The organism is Corynebacterium sp., assembly GCF_022712275.1.
Lineage (GTDB): Bacteria > Actinomycetota > Actinomycetes > Mycobacteriales > Mycobacteriaceae > Corynebacterium.
In genome coordinates this window covers 88960-112954 of sequence record NZ_JALAGU010000022.1, presented here as the reverse complement: position 1 = coordinate 112954, position 23995 = coordinate 88960, and the positions used below count along the sequence as shown (strand labels likewise).

Genomic DNA, 23995 nt, shown 5'->3' with positions numbered 1-23995 from the left:
GTCAGTAGACGTCCCTGACGTACCGCTTCTCCTTCTTCAGCTTCGCCAGGTAGTCCTGCGCGGCGTTCTCGGAGCCACCGGACTGCTCGGCGATGACGTCGAGCAGGGCGGTTTCGACATCCTTGGCCATGCGGGAGGCGTCACCACAGACGTAGAAGTACGCGCCGTCCTCCAGCCAGCGGTAGAGCTCCTCGGCCTCCTCACGCATGCGGGTCTGGACGTAGACCTTCTCCGCCTGGTCACGGGAGAAGGCCAGCGACAGCTTCGTCAGCACGCCCTTCTCCTCGAGTTCGGTGAGTTCGTCCTCGTAGATGTAGTCGGTCGCGCGGTGCTGGTCGCCGAAGAACAGCCAGTTGCCGCCGGTGGCGCCGGCCTCGGCACGCTCGTGGAGGAAACCACGGAACGGGGCTATACCGGTACCGGGGCCGACCATGATGACCGGCCGGTCGGCGTCCTCCGGAACGCTGAAGGCGCTGTTCGGCTGCAGCCAGATACCGGTGAGGTCGCCGTCGGCGATCCGGTCGGAGAGATAGGTCGAGCACACGCCGCCGTGGGTGCGGGCACCCGGCTCCGGGCTGTGCCGCACCGAAGCCACCGTGAGGTGGATCCGGTCCGGGCTGGCCAGCGGGGAGGAGGAGATCGAGTACTGACGCGACTGCAGCGGGCGCAGCAGGTCGAGCAGTTCCTCTGCACTGAACCGGGCCGACGGGTTCTCCTCGAGCAGGTCGAGGATGTCCCGGCCCCAGAGGAAGGAGTCCAGGGCGTCCCGGTCGTCGCGGCGGACGATGTCGGCGAGACCACCGTCCGGGGAGGCGTCGGCTACCGCGGCGATGAGGTCCTTGCCGGGGGTCCGGATCTCACGGGTCTTCAGGATAGTCTCGAACAGGGTCGAGTCCTCGACCGCCAGGCCACCGTCAAGGCCCAGGCAGGCGAGAATCGCGCTGACCAGCTCGGGATCGTTGACGGGCATGACGGCCAGGGCATCGCCGGCGGCATAGGTGATGCCGGAGTCCGCCAGATCGAACTCGTAGTGGTGGATCTCCTTCGCGCTGCCCTCGGCGGAGAGCCGGCGGGTCGCGGCGAGCCGGGAGGGGAAGGGGTTCTTCCGGTTCCACTTCGACTTCGCCGGCTTGTCGGCGGCAGCGGCGGTCGCACCTGCGGCCCCGGGAGCGGCACCACCGGCTGCACCGGCGGGGGCGTCGGCGACGACCGCGGCGACCGCGTCACTGATCCACGCGGTGGCCTCGTCCTCGAAGTCGACGTCACAGTCGACCCGGGCGGTGAGCCGTCTGGCACCGAGCTGCTCGAGGCGGATGTCGAGGTCCTTACCTGCCTGGCAGAAGTCGTCGTAGCCGGAGTCACCGAGACCGAGCACGGCGAAGGAGAGGTCCTCCAGCCGTGGCATCTCGGCGCCGTTGAGCTCCTCCCAGAACATCTCGGCGTTGTCGGGCATCTCGCCTTCACCGTAGGTGGAGGTGACGATGAGCACGTGGCTCGACCCGGAGGTCAGTACACCGACACCGGCGGCATCGAGCTCGGTGACGTTGGCTCCGAGACCGGCTGCCCGCAGCCCGGCGGCGAGCTGGTCGGCGAGCTCGGAGGAGTTTCCGGTCTGCGAGCCGAAGAGGACCTCGACGGTCAGTGTGGCGGCCGGCCCCTGGTAGCGCTCACGACCGAGGTCGAGGCCGGCGAAGAAGCCGTCGAGCCAGGTCTGCTGTTCGACGGAGAACGGGGCCCCGGTGGGCAGGTGGAGGGTCATGCGGAGATTCCCTTCATCTCACGCCACCCGGCGACGAGGTCGTCGAGGGACGAGTTGGCGATGGCTTCGTCGACACGGGCGACATCCATCCGGGCGGAGTTCTTCAGGTCCTGGTGCAGGATCCAGCCGTAGGTCGCCGGGGCGTCGATGCCACGGACGTTACGGCGCTCCAGGGAGGCCTTGTAGTCGCCCAGACGCTTGGTGGCGATGAGGACCGCCAGCTGGGCGTCATCGAGGGAGTCCATCGATTCGCGGAGGTAGCGGACCACCTTCTGCATGACGAAGAAGTCCTCGGTGAGGATCAGCTTGCGGGTCGCGTCGTCGATCCGCGGGTCGGTGGCGTCGAGGGCGTCGGTGACCCGGTCGCGGGCGAACTCGCGGGCGACGTTGAGGATCGTGTAGCTGGCGATGAGGTCGAACATCGCCGCCGGGCCGTCGGCGGCGGCGGCGGCACCGCTGCCGGGCACGAGGCCGCCGGCGACGATCCGCTGGTCGCGGTAGTCGACCTTGAAGGCGTGCAGGCGGTCGGTGGCGACAGAGGTCGCCAGCTCGTCGAGAAGCTCCTTGCGGGACGCCGCGCCGAGGATCGCGTCGGCGTCCTGGTAGAGCAGCAGCGCACGGGGCATACCGCAGACCATGTGCCGGCGGGTGTTCTCCCAGTCCGCTACGAGGCGGGTGGCGAGCGCAGAGCCGGTGGCCTCGATGTGCCAGTCCAGCAGCGTGCGCACGGTGACCTCATGGAAGGGCTCGGCGTCGATCAGCGGGAAGGTGACCAGGGAGTCGTGGCTGGCGATGGCCGGGACGATGCCCTCGGGGTCGTACTGGTAGAGGAAACCGCCGGACATGCCGTTGCCCAGGCCCTTACCGACCGCACCGAGGTTGAGCACGGTGCCGTTGGTCATGTACTCGGCACCGAACTCGCCGATGCCCTCGACCACGGCGGTGGCGCCGGAGTTACGCACCGCGAAGCGGTCTCCGGCCTCGCCCTCGACGAACAGGCGTCCACCTGTCGCACCGAACAGGGCGAAGTTGCCGATGAGGACGTTGCCGCCCCTGTCCGGGGAACCACCGCCGGGGGAGCGGACGATGACCGTGCCGCCGCCCTGGGACTTGCCGACACCGTCGTTGGCGGTACCGGTGTGCTCCAGGGTCACACCGTCGTTGCAGAAGACACCGAAGGACTGTCCCGCGGAGCCGCTGGTGTGGACGGTGACGGTGCCGTCGTCGAGGAAGGCCCGGCCACGGTCGTCACGCTGGACGGCGGGCAGGGCGTCCACTTCGGCGTCGGTGAGCGCGTCACCGGCACCGCGGTCGGCGGAGTTGTGGTGGTTGAGCAGTCGCTCGATGTCCACCGAGAGCTGTCCGCCGACGGACTTGTCCCAGTTGTGCAGGGCGATACCGTCGATGTCGACGGTCTTCTCGCGACGGTCGACGAGGGCCTCGCGCACTGTGGTGAGCAGGGCGTCATCGGTGGTGAAGTTCTTCTCCAGGTACACCGGGTCGGTGACCTTCTTCTCCGGGACGAGGGCGAGCATCTTGCGCAGGTCCAGGTGGCCGACGGAGGAGGGGTGCTCCAGCAGCTGCAGCAGATCCGAGCGGCCGCGGGCCTCGCGCAGGGAGTGCAGACCCAGGCGGGAGAGGATGCCGCGGACATCGTGGGCGATGTTGAGCAGGTACTGGGCCAGGGCCCGCGGATCACCGTCGAAGGCCTCGGCGTTGGTCGTCAGACCTGCGGGGCACTTGATGTTGCAGTTCTTCGCCATGACGCAGCGCAGCATCATCAGTGCGGTGGTGCCGAACTCGAAGGAGTCGCCGCCGAGCAGGGCGGAGACCACGACGTCGCGGCCGGTCTGGTGGGCGCCGGAGCAGCGCAGCACGACCTTGTCGCGCAGGCCGTTGACCAGCAGGGCCTGGTGGACCTCGGCGACACCGATCTCGGCGGAGCGTCCGGCGTACTTCAGGCTGGTCACGGCAGCGGCACCGGTACCACCGGTGTTTCCGGCGACGTTGATGACGTCGGCGCCGGCCTTGGCGACACCCACCGCGATCGTGCCGATGCCCTCGGAGGACACCAGCTTGACGATGACGCGGACGCGGGCGGCCTTGCAGTCGTGGATGAGCTGGGCGAGATCCTCGATGGAGTAGGTGTCGTGGTGCGGCGGCGGGGAGACGAGCTCGATACCCGGGGTTCCGCCGCGGGCCGCGGCGATGTCCACGGTGACCTTCGGTGCGGGCAGCTGACCGCCCTCGCCGGGCTTCGCACCCTGGCCGATCTTGATCTCCAGCTCCTCGAGCTGCGGGTCGGCGAGGTAGCCGGCCCAGATGCCGAAGCGTCCGGAGGCGAACTGCTTGATCCGGGAACCGCGGATGGTGCCGGCGCGGGAGAAGTGCTCGCCGCCCTCACCGCAGTTGGACATGCCGCCGGCCATGTTGGTGCCGTGGGCGACGGCCTCGTGGGCGGTGGCGACCAGGGCGCCGTGGCTCATGGCGCCGGAGGCGAGGGTGCGGGTGATCTCGTGGGCGGGCTGGACCTCCGACAGCGGCAGGCTCTTCGGGGCGGGCTGCAGCATGCCGAGGAACCGGGCGGCCCGACCGTGGGCCTCCACGACCAGTTCGGCGGCCGAGACGCGCAGCGAGAGCACGGCAGGGCCGAAGGAGTCGCGTAGCCAGACGGCGAGTTCGGCGTGGCCGGTCAGCCGTCCGTCAGGGTCGGCCAGCACCAGGGACCAGGTGTCGGTGCCGACGGATGCGACGTCGAGTCCGCGGACGCAGATCGAGCCGTTGCCGTCGAGGGAGAACCGGCCGATCTGGCGTCCGAAGTCCTCGTGGCTGCGCAGCCCGGTGACGTCGGCGGGCAGTGCGAGGATGTCGCGCAGTGCGGAAGGCCGCCGGGCGCGCTCGGCCTTGGTGGTGGACACGAAGTCGCGGTAGCCCGGGGTAACCTTGAAGGCGTCGATCTGGTCGGGGGAGAGCTGGCCGAAACCGGCGTTGGTGTAGGCCTCGTCGGAGATGCCGAAGGCATCGCCGAGCTGGCCGAGTGTCAGCAGGCGGAGCTCCTCACCGGCCTCTGCCGTGGTCTTCTCCGGCGTCTGCGCCGACGGGGTCGGCAGGGCGAGCGGCTCATCGGTCAGACCCGTGAAGCCACGTACGGCGGTGGTGCCGAAGGAGTGGCCGGCACCTTCGGAGCGCTCCTTGAACAGACCGAGCAGCGGAATGTCGGAGTCCTCGGAGACGGTGGCTGCCCGCTGGTGCCACTCGGTGTTGGCCTCGGCGATGCGCCGGAAGCCGACGCCGCGGACCGGGGCGTCCATGTGAGGGAAGCAGCGGGCCAGCGCGGGGTCGCGGGTGTCGAGGTAGTTCGGCTCGAAGAACTCGCCGCCGATGTAGGACTCGACGGTGCACAGGCCGACGCGGCCCATGGTCTTGCCGAGCTGCTTGAGCGCGGCCTTGCGGAACCTGTCGAAGGCTCTGTCGGTCTCGGTGTAGTCGCCGGCCGGGCTGGTCGGGGCGGGGTACTTCTCCTCGGCGCGCAGGCGGGCCGAGAGGCTGTAGACCGCAGCTGCACCGAAGCCGAGGGCGGAGGCGATGTGGTGCGAGCTGGGGAGCTGACCGGAGTCCGCGATAACGGAGACGCGCATGCGCAGGCCGTCGGCGATCAGTCGCTGGTTGACCGAGGAGATAGCCAGCAGCAGCGGGATCGGGGCGTGGACGGAGTCGACGGAGCGGTCGGAGAGCACGGCGATGCCGCCCTTCTCCGCGGCGAAGCGGGCCACGCCGTCACAGAGCCGGTCGATCGCGTCGGTGACGGAGTCGGCGTTGGCGTCGGGGTCGGTGGCGTCCGGCTCGTAGAGCAGGTCGAAGCGTCGGACCGGCACGAGGTCCTGCTCGCGCAGCCGCAGCATGTCCAGGTGGGACAGGATGGGGGTCTCCACCACGATCTGGTGGGTGGGATCGCGGGGGTCCTCGGCGTCCGTGGCATCCGGCTTGGCACCGAGCGCGACACGGAAGGTCATGCCGTCGGCCTCACGGATGGAGTCCAGCGGCGGGTTGGTGACCTGGGCGAATCGCTGTGAAAAGTACTTCGCCACACCACCCTCGGTGTCCGACAGGGCGTTGATCGCGTTGCCGTAGCCCATCGCGGAGATGCGCTCGGCACCGGTGGCGAGCATCGGGTCCATCATGAACCGGAAACTCTCCTGGTTCATGGAGTAGGCCACGAAGCGGCCGGCCAGCGTCAGGTCGCCCTCGTAGCCGAGGGTGGTGGTGCCGCGCTTCATGCCGGAGACCGGGATGTCGCGGATGTCGGTGCGGGAATCCTCGAGCATGGTGGCGTAGTCCCGACGACCGGCGAGTTCCTCGAGGGTCTCACGGGTGCGGCGGATTTCACCGGTGCGGTGGTCGAGACTGAGCATGCCGCCGGCCTCGATGCGTCCGCGGTGGAGGACCTCGTCGGGCTCGGCGTCGAGCTGGCCGGCCTCGGAGGAGACCATGAGGTAGTCGGCGGTCTCGATGCTGCGCAGCGGGCGCAGGCCCAGGCGGTCGAGGCGGGCGCCGACGACATCACCGTCGTTGAAGATGAGGGCGGCCGGACCGTCGTTCTTCTCCTCGTAGAGGGAGAAGTACTCCAGCATGTCGCGCACCGGCTGTGGCAGCGAGCGGTCATTCTCCCAGGCCGGCGGCATGAGCGAGACCACAGCCTCGACGATGTCGAGCCGGTCGTCGAAGACGCGGGACTGGAGGGTCTGGTCCAGGCGGGATGAATCAGACTGTCCGGGCGGCCGGATGATGTGGCGCTGGCGGGAGGCCGCTGCGGCCTCGTCACTGATGCGGTTCTTCCGGTCGGTGTTGAGCTCACCGTTGTGCGCCATGAGGCGGAACGGCTGGGCCATCGAGGGGTGCGGCTCGGTGTTGGTGGAGAACCGGGTGTGGAAGTACATCGTGCGCACGCTGTGGCGCTCGTCGGTGAGGTCGGAGAACCAGGGGATGACCTCGTCGGCGTTGAGCCGACCCTTGAGGACCTGGGTACGGGTCGACAGCGACAGCGGGTACAGACCTGTGAGCTCAGGACGCGAGTAGGCCTCCTGCTCGATGCGCAGCAGCGCCGAGTTGGCGGCACGGTCCGCCTCCGCCGACGTCATTGTCGCGGGGACGGTGAAGATCCACTGCCGGATCGGCAGCTGGTAATCCAGCGCGACGGGGCGCACCGCGGCCTCGTTGACCGGCACCTCACGTTCGGTGGTGACCTCCAGGCCTTCGGCCGTCAGGGAATCGGCGATGATCCGCCGGGCGGTCGGGGACTGTGTGGTGTCCTCGGGCAGGAAGAAGTTGCCGACGCCGAAGCGACGCTCCTCCAGGTCGAGACCGGTGACGGCGGAGAAGAACTCGACCGACAGGTCGATGTTCACGCCGGCGCCGTCGCCGACACCCTCGGAGGACATGCCGCCGCGGTGCGGGATGGCGCACAGGGCACGGTGGCCGCGGTCAAGGACGTCGTGGGTGGGGACGCCGTCCTTGCGGGTGAGGAATCCCACGCCACAGGCGCTGTGCTCTCGGGACGGGTCGTACAGGCCGAATGTCGAACTCGTCGAACTCATAGGTCGGGTTGATCTTTCGCCTCGGGGTCCCGGTTACCGGCAACCGCTTGTGGCGGATCACTGCGCGGACTCCGGGAGTGCCATTGCTCTGGTCAGGCAAGACTAACTGATGGAAAATCATGGGTCTAATCGCATATTCGCTGGTCACAATGGTGAAATACATCTGAAACACTGTCGAAACATGAGGCTCCTGCGGGGCCGTATACGATGAACCCATGACCCGACAGACGCTGATCGCCCCGTCCATTCTCGCCGCCGACTTTGCGGATCTCGCCGGTGAGATCGCCAGGGTCCCCGGAGCGGACTGGCTGCACATCGACGTCATGGACAACCACTTCGTTCCCAACCTCAGCTTCGGGCTTCCGGTCGCTGAAGCCGTGCGTCGGCGCACCGGCACCTTCACCGACGTCCACCTCATGATCGAGGATCCGGAGCGCTGGGCCCCGGAGTACTCCGCCTTCGGCAATGTCACCTTTCACCTGGAGGCCGTCGCCGACGTGGACGTCGCGGTGGCCCTCGCCAGGACCCTGAGGGAGGCGGGCACCCGCGCCGGAATCTCCGTGAAGCCGGGCACCGCGGTGGAGCCGCTGCTCGACCGGCTCGCCGACTTCGATCTCGTGCTGGTCATGAGTGTGGAGCCCGGCTTCGGTGGCCAGTCCTTCATGCCGGAAGTCCTGGAGAAGGTCCGGGCCCTGCGGACCCGTATCGACGCCGAGGGGCTGGACACCCTCATCGAGATTGACGGCGGTATCGGTGTGGAGACGGCCGCCGAGTCCGCGGCCGCCGGTGTGGACGTCTACGTCGCCGGTTCCTCGGTCTTCGGCAAGGAGGACCCGGAGGCCCAGGTGACCGCAATCCGTGCCGCCGCCGTAGCTGCCGCCCGTTCCTGATGGACCCCTACCTGCGTCTGACGGGCGATCCGCTGCTGGCGTCAGCGTTGGAGGCCGCCGACGCCGCCGGCCGGGAGGTCCGCGGAACCACGAGCCCGAACCCTCCGGTGGGTGCGGTGATCCTCTCCGCGGACGGTGAGATCGTCGGTACCGGCGGAACCTCGCCGGTCGGTGGACCGCATGCAGAGGTCAATGCCCTGGCGGAGGCGGGGGAGAAGGCCAGGGGCGGGACCGCTGTCGTCACCCTGGAGCCCTGCAACCACACCGGCCGGACCGGCCCGTGTGCGCTCGCACTGCTCGATGCGGGCATTGCGCACGTCGTTTACGCCTTCGCCGATCCGGGAGACGCCGAGGGAGGCGGCGCGGAGTACCTCCGCGCCCGCGGTATGTCGGTGGCGGGGCCGCTGGTCACATCCTCCACCGATCTCGCAGGTGTGCCGCAGTTCAGCGTGGAGCCGTGGTTGGCGTCCCGGCGCCTGGGGCGCCCGCACGTGACCCTGAAGTACGCGGGCACCCTCGACGGATTCGCCGCCGCCACCGACGGCACCTCCCGGTGGATCACCGGGGAGGATGCCCGTGCCCGCGTCCATCTCGACCGCTCGCGACGGGACGCCGTCATCGTCGGCACCGGCACCGTGCTCGCCGATGATCCACGGCTGACAGCGCGACGCCCGGAGGGCGGGCTGTACGACCATCAGCCGGAGCGGGTCGTCATCGGGCACACCGACGTGCCTGCTGATGCTGCGGTGTTCCCGGCACTGCGGTACCGGGGTGAGAGTCTGGCCGAGGTGCTGGACGGTCTCGGCAGCCGGGGCCTCGTCGATGTCCTGGTCGAGGGCGGTCCACACATCGCTGCGTCCTTCATCGCCGACGGGCTGGTTGACGCGGTGGACGCCTACACCGCCCCGGCACTGCTGGGGGCGGGCATCCCGACCGTGGCCCCGGCACCGTCCACCGCCACGACCATCGCCGGTATCAGCCGCTTCACCCTGCGCTCGGTCGACGTGGCCGGTGGAGACATCGTCAGCGTGAGTACGCGCCTCGGCTGACACATGTCGCCGTACCGCGCGGCGTCACGGCGTCCCGTTGACGTGACGCAGACAACGGTGGCTTAGACTGACCGTCATGTTCACCGGAATTGTCGAGGAGACAGGCACCGTCGCCGCCGTGGAGCGCACGGCCGACGCCCAACGTCTCCGTATCTCCTGCAGCACGGTCATCGCCGACGCCGTCCACGGCGCCTCCATCGCGGTCAACGGCGTATGCCTGACCGTCACGGACTACGACACGGACGGTGACAACCCCGGCTTCTGGGCCGACTGCATGCAGGTCACCCTCGACTACACGGCCATCGGCGACCTCACCGCCGGTGACCGGGTGAACCTCGAGCGCGCCACCGCGACCGGCGGACGCCTCGGCGGCCACATCGTGCAGGGCCACGTCGACGGCACCGCCGTCCTCGAGTCCCGCACCCCGGGCAGCGAGTGGGAGGTGCTGCGGTTCCGTCTCGAGGACCCGGCACTGGCCCGCTATGTCGCCAAGAAGGGCAGCATCGCCGTCAACGGCACCTCGCTGACCGTCGCCGAGGTCGGCCCCGTCGACGACGCCTGGTTCGAGGTCTCCCTCATCCCCGTCACCCTCGCCGAGACCGTCCTGGGCGACCTCACCGCCGGCGACCGCGTCAACATCGAGTGCGACGTGCTTGCCAAGTACACCGAACGACTGCTGGAATCCGGCACGGAAGGAACCATCAAGTGAGCGAATCCGCACAGCGCACCTCGCTGCTCGACCCCATTGAGGACGCCATCGCCGACATCGCCGCCGGTAAGGCCGTGGTCGTCGTCGACGACGAGGACCGGGAGAACGAGGGCGACATCATCTTCGCCGCCGAGAAGGCCACCCCGGAGCTCATCGCGTTCACCGTGAAGCACTCCTCCGGCTACATCTGCGCCACGCTCACCAACGAGGACGCCGACCGGCTCGGACTGCCGCCCATGGTCGCCCGCAACGAGGATGTCCGCGGCACCGCCTACACCGTCACCGTGGACGCCGCCGAGGACATCACCACCGGTATCAGCGCCGTCGACCGGTCCAGCACCATCCTCAAGCTCGCCGACCCGACCTCGGTGCGCGACACCTTCCACCGCCCCGGGCACGTCGTGCCGCTGCGTGCCAAGGACGGCGGCGTCCTCGAGCGCGTCGGGCACACCGAGGCCTCGATCGACCTGGCGCGCGCGGCAGGGCTGCGTCCTTCCGGCGTGCTCTGTGAGGTCGTCTCCGAGGATGATCCGACCGGCATGGCGCGGCTTCCGGAGCTGCGCCGCTTCTGCGACGAGCACGGTCTGTCCCTGGTCTCTATCGAGCAGCTCGCCGAGTGGCGTCGGGTGAACACCCCCGTCGTCACCCGCGAGGTCGAGACCCGGCTGCCCACCCGCCACGGTGAGTTCCGTGCGGTGGCCTACCGTGGCGTCGTCGACGGGGTCGAGCACATGGCTCTCGTCGTCGGAGATCCGGCGGCCGATGACGGTGAGGACGTGCTCGTGCGCGTCCACTCCGAGTGCCTCACCGGAGACGTCTTCGGTTCCCGCCGCTGTGACTGCGGGGAGCAGCTCGACGCAGCCCTCGACCGCATCGCCGAATCCGGCCGTGGCGTCCTCGTCTACATGCGCGGTCAGGAAGGACGCGGCATCGGCCTGCTCCCGAAGCTGACGGCCTACAACCTGCAGGACCGCGGGCTGGACACCGTGGACGCGAACACCGCCCAGGGGCTGCCGGTGGATTCCCGCGAGTACAGCGCCGCCGCCCAGATCCTCCGCGATCTCGGCGTCCACTCGGTCGCCCTGCTGTCCAACAATCCGGCCAAGCGGCTCGACCTGGAGAAGCACGGTGTGGCGGTGGTCCGCCGCGTCCCGATCGACCTGCCGTCCAACCCGGAGAACGAGACCTACCTGCGCACCAAGCGTGACCGCATGGGCCACCAGCTCGACTCACTCACCGATTAGGAGAACCCCATGGCTGCCGACGGCCTCGCCGCCCTCACCCTGCGTCCCGGATCCGGCGACGGATTCCGCATCGCCGTGATCTCCGCGTCCTGGAATGCGGAGATCACCGACCGGCTCCACGACCATTCGGTCCGCGCCCTCAAGGAGCTCGGCGCTGCCGTCGACGACTGGCGGGTCGCCGGCTGCGTGGAGCTGCCTGTGGCCGTCGCCGAGGCGCTGAAGAGCCATGACGCCGTCGTCGCCAACGGCTGCGTCATCCGGGGAGACACGGCCCACTTCGACTACGTCTGCCGGTCCGTCACCGACGGTCTGACCCGGGTCAGCCTGGACTCCGGCAAGCCGGTCGGCAACGGTGTCCTCACCGTCGAGAACCAGCAGCAGGCCGTCGACCGCTCCGGTGTGGAGGGCGCCGTGGAGGACAAGGGGGCCGATGCCGCCCGCGCCGCGCTGCACACTCTCCTGGTCATCCGCGACATCCGCGCCCGGGGCTGACCGCCCCCGCCCGGTGGGCAGTTGGGTCCCGTCGACGGACCGGGGTAACGTGGGCGGACGTGAGCACGGCTGATTCCACTGCGAAGACCACGGCACCGACCCCCACCACCGACGAGGGGTGGCTGCTGACCGTCCGGTCCCCGTTCCTGAAGAAGGTCGCCTGGATCGCCGTCGTCATCATCATGGCGCTGCACATCTTCATGGGGGTCGTCTCCGCCGCCGGGGACACCGGAGCCACCGTCAGTGCCGTCGACCAGTGGGCGTTCGTGGGGATCGGACTGCTGTTCTCCGCCGCCGCCCTGACCCTGACCCGCCCGCGGGTGCGCGTCAACCCCCGGGGAGTGGAGGTCCGCAACGTCCTCGGTGCGAAGTTCTACCCCTGGCGGATGATCTACGGTCTGTCTTTCCCCCGGAACTCCCGCTGGGCACGGCTGGAACTGCCGGACTTCGAGTTCGTTCCGATGATGGCCTTCCAGGTCAGCGACAAGACCACCGTGGCGCAGCAGGTCGAGGCCTTCCGCCGCCTCGAGGACCGTTACATGCCCGAAGAGTAGGAGGGAACGCCGATGGCTGATCCCGCCTCCTACCGCCCGGCACCGGGGACGATCCCGACGAACCCGGGCGTCTACACCTTCCGCGACGCCGATGACCGGGTCCTCTACGTCGGCAAGGCGAAGAACCTGCGCAGCCGGCTGTCGAACTACTTCCAGGATCCCGCGCACCTCAACCCGCGGATCCGGACCATGGTCTTCTCCTCCGACCATGTGCAGTGGACTGTCGTGTCCAGCGAACTCGAGGCCCTGAACCTCGAGTACACGTGGATCAAGAAGTTCGCCCCGCGGTACAACGTCATGTACCGCGACGACAAGACCTACCCCATGCTCGCGGTGAGCGTGAAGGAGCAGTTCCCCCGGGCCTTCCTCTACCGGGGTCCGCGGAAGAAGGGGGTGCGCTACTTCGGCCCGTACCCGAAGGCCTGGGCGATCAGGGAGACGCTCGAATCCCTGACCCGTGTCTTCCCGGTGCGGACCTGCACCGCCGGAGTGTACCGTCGCCACGAGCAACTGGGCCGTCCCTGCCTGCTCGGCTACATCGACCGCTGCTCCGCTCCGTGTGTGGGGCGGGTCTCACCCTCGGAGCATATGGAGCTCGTCGACGGCTTCTGCTCCTTCCTCGCCGGCGGCAACACCGAGCGGGTCATGCGGGATGTCCGTCAGGAGATGGAGGACGCCGCGGGGAACCTCGACTTCGAGCGGGCCGCCTCCCTGCGTGACCAGCTCGGGGCGATGGACTCCGCCATGGAGAAGCAGTCCGTGGTCTTCTCCGACAACACCGACGCCGACGTCATCGCCACCGCCGGTGACGACTTGGAGAGCGCCGTCCAGATCTTCCACGTCCGTGGCGGACGTATCCGTGGCCAGCGGGGATGGGTCGTCGAGAACGCCACCGGAGACAGCGACGCGACCGGAGACGCCGGGACCCCGGCGCTGCTGGCGGACTTCCTCACCCAGTTCTACGGTCAGTCGGCCGAACTCTCCGACGCCACCGAGTCCGCGGTGGGCGGTAATTCCCGGGCGGCGGCGTCCCGCGAGGTGACGCTGGAGCCGGTGCCCCGAGAGATCCTCGTGCCGGTCGACCCCGACGAGATCGACGACATCGAGGGGCTTTCCGCCTGGCTCACCGAGCTGCGTGGTGCCCGGGTGACGGTACGCTTCCCGCAGCGCGGGGACAAGAAGGCGCTGATGGACACCGCCCGGGAGAACGCGGCCCAGGCGCTGCGACAGCACAAGCTCGCCCGCGTCGGCGACATCACCGCCCGGTCCTCGGCCCTGGAGGAGCTGCGCGAGGCACTGTGGATGGACGAACCGCCGCTGCGCATCGAGTGCACCGACATCTCCCACATCCAGGGCACCGACGTGGTCGCCAGCCTCGTGGTCTTCGAGGACGGACTGCCGCGTAAGTCCGACTACCGCCGCTACCGCATCCGTGAGGCGGCCGGGGACGGGCACTCCGACGATGTGGCGTCCATCGCCGAGGTCGTCCGACGCCGGTTCCAGCGCTACCAGCAGGACAGGACCGCCGTGCCGGCCGGGGACGACGCCGGCGACCGGCTCGAGGGCGAGGTCAGTGCGGCCGAGGCGGAGCAGGGGGCGAAGCGGTTCGCCTATCCACCACAGCTGTTCATCGTCGACGGTGGGCGGCCGCAGGTCGAGGCGGCCCAGGAAGTGCTCGACGAGCTCGGGGTCACCGACGTGACCCTCGTCGGCATCGCCAAGCGGCTCGAGGAGCTGTGGGTGCCCGGCGACGAGTACCCGGTGATCGTCGCCCGGAACTCGCCGGCCCTGTACCTCGTCCAGCAGATCCGTGACGAGGCGCACCGCTTCGCGATCACCTTCCACCGTGCCAGCCGCGGCAAGCGGATGACCAGGTCGGTCCTCGACGAGGTGCCGGGGCTCGGCCCGAAGCGCCGCTCCCAACTCGTCACCGCCTTCGGTTCCGTGGCGAAGGTCCGGGAGGCGGGGGAGGAGGCCGTCGCCGCGCTGCCCGGATTCGGTCCGAAGCTCGCTGCCGCGGTGATGGCCGCCCTCTCTCCGGAGGAGCACAGCGACGGTTAGGATGGTCCCCATGGACATCCACCGCGAAGCCTCCGCCGATCCCAGACAGGAGGCGTCCCTCGTTCTCATCACCGGCATGTCCGGTGCCGGACGCAAGGAGGCTGCCACTGTTCTCGAGGAGATGGGCTGGTACGTCGCCGACAACCTCCCACCGGAGCTCATCATGCGCATGGTAGAGCTCAGTTTCGAGTCCGATTCGCCGGTGGAGCGACTGGCCATCGTCACCGACGTCCGCTCCCGCGATTTCGTCGGTGACCTCACCGAAGTCCTCGCCGGCCTGCATGATTCCGGACGCCGCCCCGTCGTGCTCTACCTCGACGCCGATGACGCCACCCTCGTCCGCCGCTACGGTCAGGTCCGCCGTACCCATCCGTTGCAGGGCGGGGAGACCCTCCAGGCGGGTATCGACCGTGAGCGCGACATGCTACGCGGGATCCGCCGTCGGGCCGATGTCGTCATCGACACCACCGGCACCAGCGTCCACGACCTGCGTCATGAGCTCGAGGACTACTTCACCGCGCTGACCGACCGGCGGGAGCACGTCACCGTGCAGTCCTTCGGCTTCAAGAACGGGGCGCCCCGCGACCTGGACCTGCTCTTCGACGCCCGCTTCCTGCCGAACCCCCACTGGGTCCCGGAGCTCAAGGAGCACAGCGGTCTGGAGCCCGCCGTCGCCGACTACGTCCTCGACCGCCCCGAGGCGGACGCCTACCTCGACGGGCTCACCACGGTCCTGGAGACCGCCCTTCCCGGCTACCGGCGTGAGGGCAAGCGGTTCATCACCGTGGGCATCGCCTGCACCGGCGGCCAGCACCGTAGCCCGGCACTGACGGAGGCACTGGCCCGGCGGCTGCGTGAACTGCCCGACCTGGAGGTCCGGACCGTACACCGTGACCTGGTCAGGTACGAGGACCGCCAGCCGCAGGGGGGTGGGCAGAAGTGACGCTCGCCGGACCTGACGATCCCGGCCTTCCGGTCGAGGACATATCGGCCGCCGCCGGGGAGCGCCCCCTCGACCGGATCGCCAGCCTCGGCGGTGGTCACGGACTCTTCGCGACCCTGCGGGCCGCCCGTGGTGCCGCCGACCATGTCACGGCCGTCGTCACGGTCGCCGACGACGGCGGCTCCTCGGGCCGTATGCGCCGCGAGCTGGGCTCACTTCCACCCGGCGACCTCCGGATGGCGCTGTCTGCGCTGGTCCGTGACACACCCCGCGGCCACCTGTGGGAGCACACCCTGCAGCACCGTTTCGGCGGCCACGGCGCCCTCGCCGGACATGCGGTCGGCAACCTCATCCTCGGCGGTCTCACCGAGGTGATGGGTTCCAGTATCGCCGCCCTCGACGAGCTCGGCGACCTGCTGGGCATCCGGGGTCGCGTCGTCCCGATGTCTCCCGAACCGCTCGACCTCGAGGCAGAGGTCCAGGGACTCGGTGACGACGCACGTGAGGTCACTGCGGTCCGTGGGCAGGTGGCTGTCGCGTCCACCCTCGGCACGGTGCGCCGCGTCCGCCTGATCCCGCAGGACGCCCCCGCCACCGACGAGGCTGTCCAGGCCATTCTCGACGCTGACCTGGTGACCCTCGGACCGGGGTCCTGGTTTTCCTCGGTGATCCCGCACCTGCTCATCCCGGGTATCGTCGACGCGCTGACACGGACCACCGCCACCCGGGTGATCCTCATGAATCTCGTCGCCGAATCCAGCGAGACCAACGGGTTCTCCATGGAACGGCACATCCACATGCTGCTCCAGCACTGTCCGTCGCTGCAGGTGGACTTCGTCGTCGTCGACCTGAACTCGGTGCAGTCCTCCAAGGAACGCCGGCACCTGGAACGCGCCGCGGAACGTCTGGGGGCGCGTGTGCTCTACCGGGACGTCCGTGAGGACGATGACCGGGGCCGGTTCACCGACCGCCACTCACCGTCGAAACTCGCCGACGTCCTCCGTGAATTCGGGGGACCGGGCCCAGACACAGACACGACAACCCTCCGGGAAGGAGACGCCGGTGCCGCCGCAGACACTGACCGCTGACGTCCGACAGGAACTGCTGCAGGTCACGGTGGGCACCCCACAGGTCCTCACCGCCGAGGTCGCCTCGCTGCTGCGCTACACCTGCTCACTGCACCTGGTCAGCGGTGAGATCGTCGTCGAGGCGGAGATCGAGGGCGCGGCCACCGCCCGTCGCCTGGTCTCCGCCATCGACGAACTCTTCGACATCACCCCGGATCCCGGCGGTGTCCCCGACGCCCGTGCCGGGGACGGTGGTCACCACCACCTGAGGTGGTCCCACGGCGGTACCGAACTGTCCCGTCGGACCGGCCTGATCGACCGTGGCGGTCACCCGGTGCGCGGTCTGCCACCGTTCATCATCGGAGGTACCGTCGAGCAGTGCGCCGCCGCGTGGCGGGGTGCTTTCCTCGTACGTGGCACGGTCGGCGACCCGGGGCGTCCCGCAGTCCTGGAGGTCACCACACCGAGCAACGAGTCGGCGCTGGCGCTGGTCGGTACGGCACGTCGGATCGGAGTGACCGCGAAGTCCAAGGAGGTCCGCGGGATGCACCGTGTCCTCGTCCGCGATGCCGAGGCTGTCGGCGATCTGCTGGAGAGCATGGGCGCCCCCCGTGGCCGCAGCCGGTGGGAGGAGCAGTGCCGCCGCCGGGAGGAGCGTGCCAGCTCCCACCGCATGGCGAACTTCGATGACGCCAACCTGCGTCGGTCAGCCCGGGCCGCCGCGATGGCCGCCGCCCGGGTGAAACTCGCCCTGGAACTGCTGGGAGAGGATGTCCCTGAGCACCTGCAGCAGGCCGGTGCGCTGCGTGTGGAGCACAGTGAGGCCTCGTTGGAGGAACTGGGTCAGCTCGCGGATCCGCCGATGACGAAGGACGCGGTCGCCGGCCGGATCCGTCGGCTGCTCACCATGGCGGACCGGCGGGCGGAGGAACTGGGGGTACCCGGTACCTCCTCGGCCGTCGTGGACGTGGACTTTCCGGAAGACGGCCCGCTCGGCACGCGGTGATCCCACGGTGATTTCTCCGGAGTGGAGGTGTCCTGACCTGCATCGACGTCGACAGGGGAGCGGGGGTGACTGTCACCCCCTGCACGAGCGGGTGGGGGTGGGTAGGGTCGGGAATGGAACGGACAGACCAGACTCCAACACCTGAAACAGGAGACCACCGTGACGGTACGTGTAGGCATCAACGGCTTCGGCCGTATCGGCCGCAATTTCTTCCGCGCGCTGCAGGACAGCGACGCCGATCTGGAGATCGTCGCCTTCAACGATCTCACCGACAACAAGACCCTCTCCAACCTGCTGAAGTACGACTCCATCATGGGCCGCCTCGGCAAGGAGGTCACCTACGACGACGAGTCGATCACCGTCGACGGCAAGCGCATCGTCGTCACCGCCGAGCGCGACCCCAAGAACCTCAACTGGGGTGAGTTGGGGGTGGACATTGTCATCGAATCCACCGGCTTCTTCACCGACGCCAACGCCGCGAAGGCACACATCGACGCCGGGGCGAAGAAGGTCATCATCTCCGCCCCGGCGAAGAACGAGGACGGCAGCTTCGTCGTCGGTGTCAACCACACCGACTACGACCCCGCCACCCAGCACATCATCTCCAACGCCTCCTGCACCACCAACTGTCTCGCGCCGATGGCCAAGGTGCTCGACGAGGAGTTCGGGATCGTCCGCGGTCTGATGACCACGGTCCACGCCTACACCGGTGACCAGCGTCTGCACGACGCCCCGCACAAGGATCCCCGCCGCGCCCGTGCCGCCGCCCTGAACGTCGTCCCGACGTCCACCGGTGCGGCCAAGGCCGTCTCCCTGGTACTTCCGCAGCTCAAGGGCAAGCTCGACGGTTACGCCCTGCGCGTGCCGGTCCCCACCGGCTCGGTCACCGACCTCACCTTCGAGGCTGAGAAGCCGGTCACCGCCGAGGCCGTCAACGAGGCCGTGAAGAAGGCCGCCGAGGGTGACCTCAAGGGCATCATCTCGTACTCGGACGGCGAGCCGCTGGTCTCCACCGACATCGTCGGCGACCCGCACTCCACGATCTTCGACTCGGGACTGACCAAGGTCATCGACAACCAGGTCAAGGTCGTCGGCTGGTACGACAACGAGTGGGGCTACTCCAACCGCCTCATCGACCTCACCGCCTACGTCGCTGAGCGCCTCTGACCCCCGGGTCGCAGGATCGGGCAGTCCACTAGACTCAGACCCGGTACCCCACATCCCCGGCGGGTCGGTGCCACCGTGCACCGGCCCGCCGGACTTGTCTGACACCGGCCGCCTGACCGCGGCCTGAATACAGGAGAGCCCTACATGCCAGTGAAGACCATCGACGACCTCATCGCCGACGGTGTCGAGGGACGCCACGTCCTCGTCCGTGCCGACCTCAATGTCCCGCTGAAGGACGGCGCGATCACCGACCCGGGTCGCATCGACGCCTCGGTCCCCACCCTCCGCCGTCTCCTCGACGCCGGCGCCCGCGTCATCGTCGCCGCCCACCTCGGACGCCCCAAGGGTGAGGCCAACCCCGACTTCTCGCTCGCCCCGGTCGCCGAGGCTCTGTCCGAGCGGCTCGAACAGTGGGTTCCGCTGGCCGCCGACGTCACCGGTGAGGACGCCCACGAGCGCGCCAACGGCCTCAACGACGGCGACATCCTCCTGCTGGAGAACGTCCGATACGACGCCCGCGAGACATCGAAGGACGCCGCTGAGCGTCAGGCCTTCGCCGCCGAGCTTGCCGCGCTGACCGCCGAGAACGGTGCCTTCGTCTCCGACGGCTTCGGTGTCGTCCACCGTGCCCAGGCGTCCGTCTACGATGTCGCCACGCTGCTCCCGCATTACGCCGGTGGACTCGTGGAGTCCGAGCTGGCGGTGCTGCGTCGCGTCTCCGAGACCCCCGAGAAGCCCTACGTGGTCGTCCTCGGCGGTTCCAAGGTCTCCGACAAGCTCACCGTCATCGAGGCCCTGGCCCCCAAGGTCGACCACCTCGTCATCGGCGGTGGCATGTGCTTCACCTTCCTCGCCGCACAGGGCCGCTCCGTCGGCACCTCGCTGCTGCAGGAGGACATGGTGGAGACCTGCCGTGACCTGCTCGAGCGCTACGGTGACGCCATCGTCCTGCCGACCGACGTGGTCGTCGCCCCGGCCTTCGCCGCCGACGCGACCCCCGCCACCGTCGCCGTGGACGCCATCCCCGACGACCAGATGGGTCTCGATGTCGGACCGGGGTCGGTCGCCGCCTTCGGTGACGTGCTGCGCAGCGCGAAGACCGTCTTCTGGAACGGCCCGATGGGTGTGTTCGAGTTCCCGGCGTTCGCCGAGGGCACCCGTGGAGTCGCCCAGGCGATCATCGACGCCACCACGGCCGGAGCGTTCTCCGTGGTCGGTGGCGGAGACTCCGCCGCCGCGGTCCGCACCCTCGGACTCGACGAGGAGGGCTTCAGCCACATCTCCACCGGTGGCGGCGCCTCGCTCGAGTTCCTGGAGGGCAAGGAACTCCCCGGCATCGCCGTCCTCGAGAACTAGGAGAACAGACATGGCTGACAAGGCATCGAAGCGTACCCCGCTCATCGCCGGCAACTGGAAGATGAACCTGAACCACCTGGAGGCGATCCAGCTGGTGCAGAAATTCGACTTCGCCCTGCCGCGCGACTACTACGACCACGTCGATGTGGCGGTCATCCCGCCGTTCACCGACATCCGCAGCGTCCAGACGATCGTTGACGGCGACAAGCTCCTCGTCACCTACGGGGCACAGGACGTCTCGGTCCACGAGTCCGGCGCCTACACCGGCGAGGTCTCCGCCGGCATGCTCGCCAAGCTGGGCTGCTCCTGGGTCGTCGTCGGCCACTCGGAGCGTCGCCAGTACCACGCCGAAGACGATGCCACCGTCGCGAAGAAGGCCGTCGCCACCCTCGGTGCCGACCTGCGGCCGATCGTGTGTGTGGGGGAGTCGCTCGACGTCCGTGAGGCCGGCGGGCACGTCTCCTTCGTCGAAGAACAGACCCGTGCCTCCCTCGCCGGTGTCCCGACGGACCGTCTCGCCGATGTTGTTGTCGCGTACGAGCCGGTGTGGGCCATCGGCACCGGTAAGGTCGCCTCCGCCGGTGACGCCCAGGAGGTCTGCCAGGCGGTCCGTGGCGTCCTGCGTGAGCTCGGCGGAGACGAGGTCGCAGACAGCGCCCGCATCCTCTACGGCGGTTCGGTGAAGACCGGTACCGTCGCCGAGATCGTCGGACAGCCGGACGTCGACGGTGCCCTCGTCGGTGGCGCGAGCCTCGACGGCGAGGACTTCGCCCGACTCTGCGCCGCGGCAGCCAAGGCCTGACCGGCCGCTGACCGGACCGCGGGCTCGGCAGGGGAACGCGTGGGGGCCGTCCGTCCCCTGCGGGGGCGGGGGAACCGGGGCACAATGGCGGGCATGACCGAATCCCCGCCACAGACACCACACCGACAGTCCGTCCCGGGTACCGCCGTACCCATCGTGCCGCCGGACGTGGACACCCCGGAGATCATCCCGGGAGTCCGCCAGGACATCCGCTACCTCGGTGCGATCCTCGGCGACATCATCAGGGAGCAGGAGGGCCAGGAGGTCTTCGACCTGGTCGAGTCCGCCCGGCGTGAGGCCTTCGGGATCCGCCAGGGCGACAGCACCGTCGAGGACCTCGCCACCCGGCTGCGTGATCTGCCGGCCGACCGTGCGCTGCCGGTCATCCGGGCATTCAGCCACTTCGGCCTGCTCTCCAACCTCGCCGAGGACCTCCATGAAGAGCGTGTCCGGGACCGGCTCGCCGACGCAGGTGACCCGCCGCCGGCGTCCACACTTGCCGCGACCTGGCCGACCCTCACCGACGGTGGGGTCACCTCCGAGCAGGTCGCCGAGGTCATGGGACGGGCCCATGTCGCCCCGGTCCTCACGGCCCACCCGACCGAGACCCGTCGCCGCACCGTCTTCGACGTCCAGTCGGACATCACCCGCCTCATGCGCTCACGCGGGCGCATCATCGCCGCAGGTCTCACCGCCCGCAGCGACGAACGCCTCGCCGAGATCGACCGTGACATCCGTCGGCGTGTCACCATTCTCTGGCAGACCGCGCTGATCCGTTCGGTCCGTCCCCGGATCGAGGACGAGATCAATGTCGGTCTTCGCTATTTCACGATCAGTCTTCTCCACGAGATTCCGCTGCTCAACCTACGCGTCAGTACGACACTGCGGGAGCTCTTCGGTCCCGGGGTACCCGACACGCCCGTGGTCCGCCCCGGTTCCTGGATCGGTGGCGACCACGACGGCAACCCCTTCGTCACCGGCGACACCGTCCGCTACGCCACCAACCGTGCCGCCCAGACAGTCTTCAGCTGGTACCTGGCCGAACTCGCCGAGCTGGAGCACGAACTCAGCCTGTCGACCCGGTTCACCGTGGTCGAGCCGGACCTGGAGGATCTGGCCGACCGTGGCCGCAACGACGTCCCCTCCCGCTCCGACGAGCCCTACCGCCGGGCGGTCCACGGTGTCCGGGGCCGGATCGCCGCCACCGCAGTCACGACCCTGGGGGAGGGGTCCGTGGTCCCCGGTGTCGCCGACGGGCACACCCCGTATCCGGACGCGGCCACCGCACTCGAGGATCTGGCCGTCATCGACCGGTCCCTGCGTGCCTCCAATGACGGACTCATCGCCGACCACAGGCTGGCTACGGTGATCACCGCGCTGCGGACCTTCGGGTTCCACCTCAGCGCACTGGACCTGCGACAGAACTCGGAGAGCTTCGAGAACGTCCTCACCGAGCTCCTCTCCCGTGCCGGCGTGACCGCCGACTACTCTTCGCTGTCCGAAGAGGAGCGGATCTCGCTGCTTACCACGGAGCTTCACTCACCGCGTCCGCTGGTCGACCCGCTGGCGCAGTGGAGCGAGGCGACCGACCGGGAGCTCGGGATCTTCCGTTCGGCTGCGGCCGCCGCCCGTAAGTTCGGCCCGGAGGTCGTGCCGCACTGCATCATCTCCATGGCGTCCTCGGTCTCCGACATCCTCGAGCCGGTCCTGCTGCTCAAGGAGGTCGGTCTCATTCGGGTCGAGGACGGGACGCTCCACGGTTCCGTCGATGTCATCCCGCTGTTCGAGACCATCGACGACCTCAAGGCCGGTGCGTCGGTGATGACGGACTTGTGGTCGTACGACTTCTACCGCACCTATGTCGTCGAGGAGCGTGACGGCATCCAGGAGGTCATGCTGGGCTACTCGGACTCCAACAAGGACGGTGGCTACTTCGCCGCGAACTGGGCCCTCTACGACGCCGAACTGGCTCTGGTGGACGCGTCACGCGCCGCCGGCCTCGGACTGCGCCTCTTCCACGGCCGTGGCGGCACCGTCGGACGTGGTGGCGGACCGAGCCACGAGGCGATCCTCGCGCAGCCTGAGGGGGCTGTGCAGGGCAGCGTCCGCATCACCGAGCAGGGCGAGATCATCTCCGCGAAGTACGGTGTGCGCTCGGTCGCCCGTCGAAATCTCGAGGCGCTGGTCTCCGCCACGCTCGAGGCCAGCCTGCTCCCCGTCGACCGGGTCGATGAACCGGAGAAGGCCTACGCCACCATGCGGGAGCTCTCGGAGCTTTCCCGGCAGACCTACTCCGCCCTGATGCACGAGGACCCCGGATTCATCGGGTACTTCACCTCGTCGACCCCGCTGGCGGAGATCGGCAACCTCAACATCGGTTCGCGGCCGAGTTCGCGCAAGCAGACCAGCAGCATCGCCGACCTCCGCGCGATCCCGTGGGTGCTGTCCTGGTCCCAGTCGAGGATCATGCTGCCGGGCTGGTACGGTGTCGGCTCCGCACTCAGCACCTGGGTCGGGGAGGACGCCGACCGGCTGGCTTTCCTGCAGAAACTGCACCGGGAATGGCCGTTCTTCCGCTCGGTGATGTCGAATATGGCCCAGGTGATGGCGAAGGCCGATCTCGCGGTAGCGAAGATGTACGCGGAACTTGTCCCTCACCGGGCGGACGCCGAGCGCATCTTCGAAGCCATTGTCACGGAATTCCGCCTGACCCTGGACATGTACGTCAAGGTCACCGGAACCGAGAGTCTGCTCGACGACAACCCCGAACTGGCTGTCTCGATGCGCAACCGGTTCCCCTACCTGATCCCGCTGAATCTCATCCAGCTGGAGCTGCTGCGGCGCTACCGTGCCGGAGATGAGTCGGAGGATGTGCTCGACGGAATCCGATTGACGATGAACGGCCTCGCCACCGGCCTCCGGAACTCCGGGTAGTGCTACGATAGGGCCGTTGTCCGTATTGTCGACCGATGTTAGGCAGACTCCGTGATTCTCACCCTCCAGATTCTCCTGGTGGTCACCAGCCTCCTCATGGGGCTTTCCGTTCTCCTGCACAAGGGGAAGGGTGGCGGCCTGTCCAGCCTCTTCGGTGGCGGTATGCAGTCCAGCCTCTCGGGATCGACCGTGGTCGAGAAGAACCTCGACCGTCTGACCATCATCACCGCGGTGATCTGGGTGCTGGCCATCGTCGGCCTTAACCTCGTCCTCAACTACGACCTGTAGGACGCCGTCGGCCGCAGAGCCTGCACAACACCCCCGGGTGGTTCATCGGAACCACCCGGGGGTGTCTGCGGTGCAGGACC

At 68.7% G+C, this 23995-nt stretch carries 17 protein-coding genes; 15 read left to right on the top strand and 2 right to left on the bottom strand.

Annotated features, from left to right (window positions below):
• Position 1: 1 nt before the first annotated feature.
• Both Q0A27_RS04415 and Q0A27_RS04410 read right to left on the bottom strand, forming a co-directional pair.
• Positions 2 to 1759, bottom strand: a complete 1758-nt coding sequence (locus Q0A27_RS04415; RefSeq protein ID WP_291473851.1) for a sulfite reductase subunit alpha — start codon at positions 1757 to 1759, stop codon at positions 2 to 4.
• Positions 1756 to 7353 (bottom strand): glutamate synthase-related protein, encoded by a 5598-nt coding sequence (locus Q0A27_RS04410; protein WP_291473850.1) that lies wholly within the window; start codon positions 7351 to 7353, stop codon positions 1756 to 1758. The genes Q0A27_RS04415 and Q0A27_RS04410 overlap by 4 nt, the downstream gene beginning before the upstream one ends.
• Before the next feature lie 215 nt (positions 7354 to 7568).
• On the opposite strand from Q0A27_RS04410, the gene rpe reads away from it, so the two are divergent.
• From rpe to secG, 15 genes are all read left to right on the top strand, one after another.
• Complete coding sequence (gene rpe / locus Q0A27_RS04405; RefSeq protein WP_291473849.1) at positions 7569 to 8243, top strand: ribulose-phosphate 3-epimerase; 675 nt, start codon at positions 7569 to 7571, stop codon at positions 8241 to 8243.
• Positions 8243 to 9292: a bifunctional diaminohydroxyphosphoribosylaminopyrimidine deaminase/5-amino-6-(5-phosphoribosylamino)uracil reductase RibD gene (gene ribD / locus Q0A27_RS04400; RefSeq protein WP_291473848.1), complete on the top strand. Its 1050-nt coding sequence runs from the start codon at positions 8243 to 8245 to the stop codon at positions 9290 to 9292. Before rpe ends, ribD begins: the two co-directional genes overlap by 1 nt.
• Before the next feature lie 76 nt (positions 9293 to 9368).
• Positions 9369 to 10001 (top strand): riboflavin synthase, encoded by a 633-nt coding sequence (locus Q0A27_RS04395; protein ID WP_291473847.1) that lies wholly within the window; start codon positions 9369 to 9371, stop codon positions 9999 to 10001.
• Positions 9998 to 11245, top strand: a complete 1248-nt coding sequence (locus Q0A27_RS04390; RefSeq protein ID WP_291473846.1) for a bifunctional 3,4-dihydroxy-2-butanone-4-phosphate synthase/GTP cyclohydrolase II — start codon at positions 9998 to 10000, stop codon at positions 11243 to 11245. The genes Q0A27_RS04395 and Q0A27_RS04390 overlap by 4 nt, the downstream gene beginning before the upstream one ends.
• Positions 11246 to 11254: 9 nt before the next feature.
• Entirely contained in the window at positions 11255 to 11737 is a 483-nt protein-coding gene (gene ribH / locus Q0A27_RS04385) for a 6,7-dimethyl-8-ribityllumazine synthase (protein ID WP_291473845.1), read from the top strand.
• A gap of 59 nt (positions 11738 to 11796) precedes the next feature.
• The gene (locus Q0A27_RS04380) at positions 11797 to 12291 is read left to right on the top strand and encodes a PH domain-containing protein (protein WP_291473844.1); all 495 of its coding nucleotides are present in this window, start codon (positions 11797 to 11799) and stop codon (positions 12289 to 12291) included.
• Positions 12292 to 12303: 12 nt separating this feature from the next.
• Positions 12304 to 14352, top strand: coding sequence for an excinuclease ABC subunit UvrC (gene uvrC / locus Q0A27_RS04375; protein WP_291473843.1), 2049 nt, complete (start codon positions 12304 to 12306; stop codon positions 14350 to 14352).
• 10 nt (positions 14353 to 14362) lie between these two features.
• Positions 14363 to 15295, top strand: a complete 933-nt coding sequence (rapZ, locus tag Q0A27_RS04370) for an RNase adapter RapZ (RefSeq protein ID WP_291473842.1) — start codon at positions 14363 to 14365, stop codon at positions 15293 to 15295.
• Positions 15296 to 15336: 41 nt separating this feature from the next.
• The gene (gene yvcK, locus Q0A27_RS04365; RefSeq protein ID WP_291473894.1) at positions 15337 to 16383 is read left to right on the top strand and encodes a uridine diphosphate-N-acetylglucosamine-binding protein YvcK; all 1047 of its coding nucleotides are present in this window, start codon (positions 15337 to 15339) and stop codon (positions 16381 to 16383) included.
• Positions 16358 to 17368 carry a DNA-binding protein WhiA gene (gene whiA / locus Q0A27_RS04360; RefSeq protein ID WP_291473841.1) on the top strand — a complete coding sequence of 337 codons (1011 nt, stop codon included), beginning with the start codon at positions 16358 to 16360 and terminating at the stop codon, positions 17366 to 17368. Before yvcK ends, whiA begins: the two co-directional genes overlap by 26 nt.
• 159 nt (positions 17369 to 17527) lie before the next feature.
• Positions 17528 to 18535, top strand: coding sequence for a type I glyceraldehyde-3-phosphate dehydrogenase (gap, locus tag Q0A27_RS04355; RefSeq protein ID WP_291473840.1), 1008 nt, complete (start codon positions 17528 to 17530; stop codon positions 18533 to 18535).
• A 144-nt stretch (positions 18536 to 18679) separates the two neighbouring features.
• On the top strand, positions 18680 to 19891 hold the full coding sequence (gene pgk / locus Q0A27_RS04350) for a phosphoglycerate kinase (protein ID WP_291473839.1): 1212 nt from the start codon (positions 18680 to 18682) through the stop codon (positions 19889 to 19891).
• Between the two features lie 10 nt (positions 19892 to 19901).
• A complete protein-coding gene (gene tpiA / locus Q0A27_RS04345; protein WP_291473838.1) occupies positions 19902 to 20693 on the top strand; it encodes a triose-phosphate isomerase in 792 nt (263 codons plus the stop codon).
• 183 nt (positions 20694 to 20876) lie between these two features.
• Positions 20877 to 23627: a phosphoenolpyruvate carboxylase gene (ppc, locus tag Q0A27_RS04340; RefSeq protein WP_291473893.1), complete on the top strand. Its 2751-nt coding sequence runs from the start codon at positions 20877 to 20879 to the stop codon at positions 23625 to 23627.
• Between the two features lie 51 nt (positions 23628 to 23678).
• Complete coding sequence (gene secG, locus Q0A27_RS04335) at positions 23679 to 23915, top strand: preprotein translocase subunit SecG (RefSeq protein ID WP_291473837.1); 237 nt, start codon at positions 23679 to 23681, stop codon at positions 23913 to 23915.
• Positions 23916 to 23995: the final 80 nt, after the last annotated feature.

Bases quoted from the DNA above. Each gene is read 5' to 3' on its own strand.
- Q0A27_RS04415 (WP_291473851.1), bottom strand. From the start codon at position 1,759: ATGACCCTCCACCTGCCCACCGGGGCCCCGTTCTCCGTCGAACAGCAG.
- Q0A27_RS04410 (WP_291473850.1), bottom strand. From the start codon at position 7,353: ATGAGTTCGACGAGTTCGACATTCGGCCTGTACGACCCGTCCCGAGAG.
- rpe (WP_291473849.1), top strand. From the start codon at position 7,569: ATGACCCGACAGACGCTGATCGCCCCGTCCATTCTCGCCGCCGACTTT.
- ribD (WP_291473848.1), top strand. From the start codon at position 8,243: ATGGACCCCTACCTGCGTCTGACGGGCGATCCGCTGCTGGCGTCAGCG.
- Q0A27_RS04395 (WP_291473847.1), top strand. From the start codon at position 9,369: ATGTTCACCGGAATTGTCGAGGAGACAGGCACCGTCGCCGCCGTGGAG.
- ribH (WP_291473845.1), top strand. From the start codon at position 11,255: ATGGCTGCCGACGGCCTCGCCGCCCTCACCCTGCGTCCCGGATCCGGC.
- uvrC (WP_291473843.1), top strand. From the start codon at position 12,304: ATGGCTGATCCCGCCTCCTACCGCCCGGCACCGGGGACGATCCCGACG.
- rapZ (WP_291473842.1), top strand. From the start codon at position 14,363: ATGGACATCCACCGCGAAGCCTCCGCCGATCCCAGACAGGAGGCGTCC.
- pgk (WP_291473839.1), top strand. From the start codon at position 18,680: ATGCCAGTGAAGACCATCGACGACCTCATCGCCGACGGTGTCGAGGGA.
- tpiA (WP_291473838.1), top strand. From the start codon at position 19,902: ATGGCTGACAAGGCATCGAAGCGTACCCCGCTCATCGCCGGCAACTGG.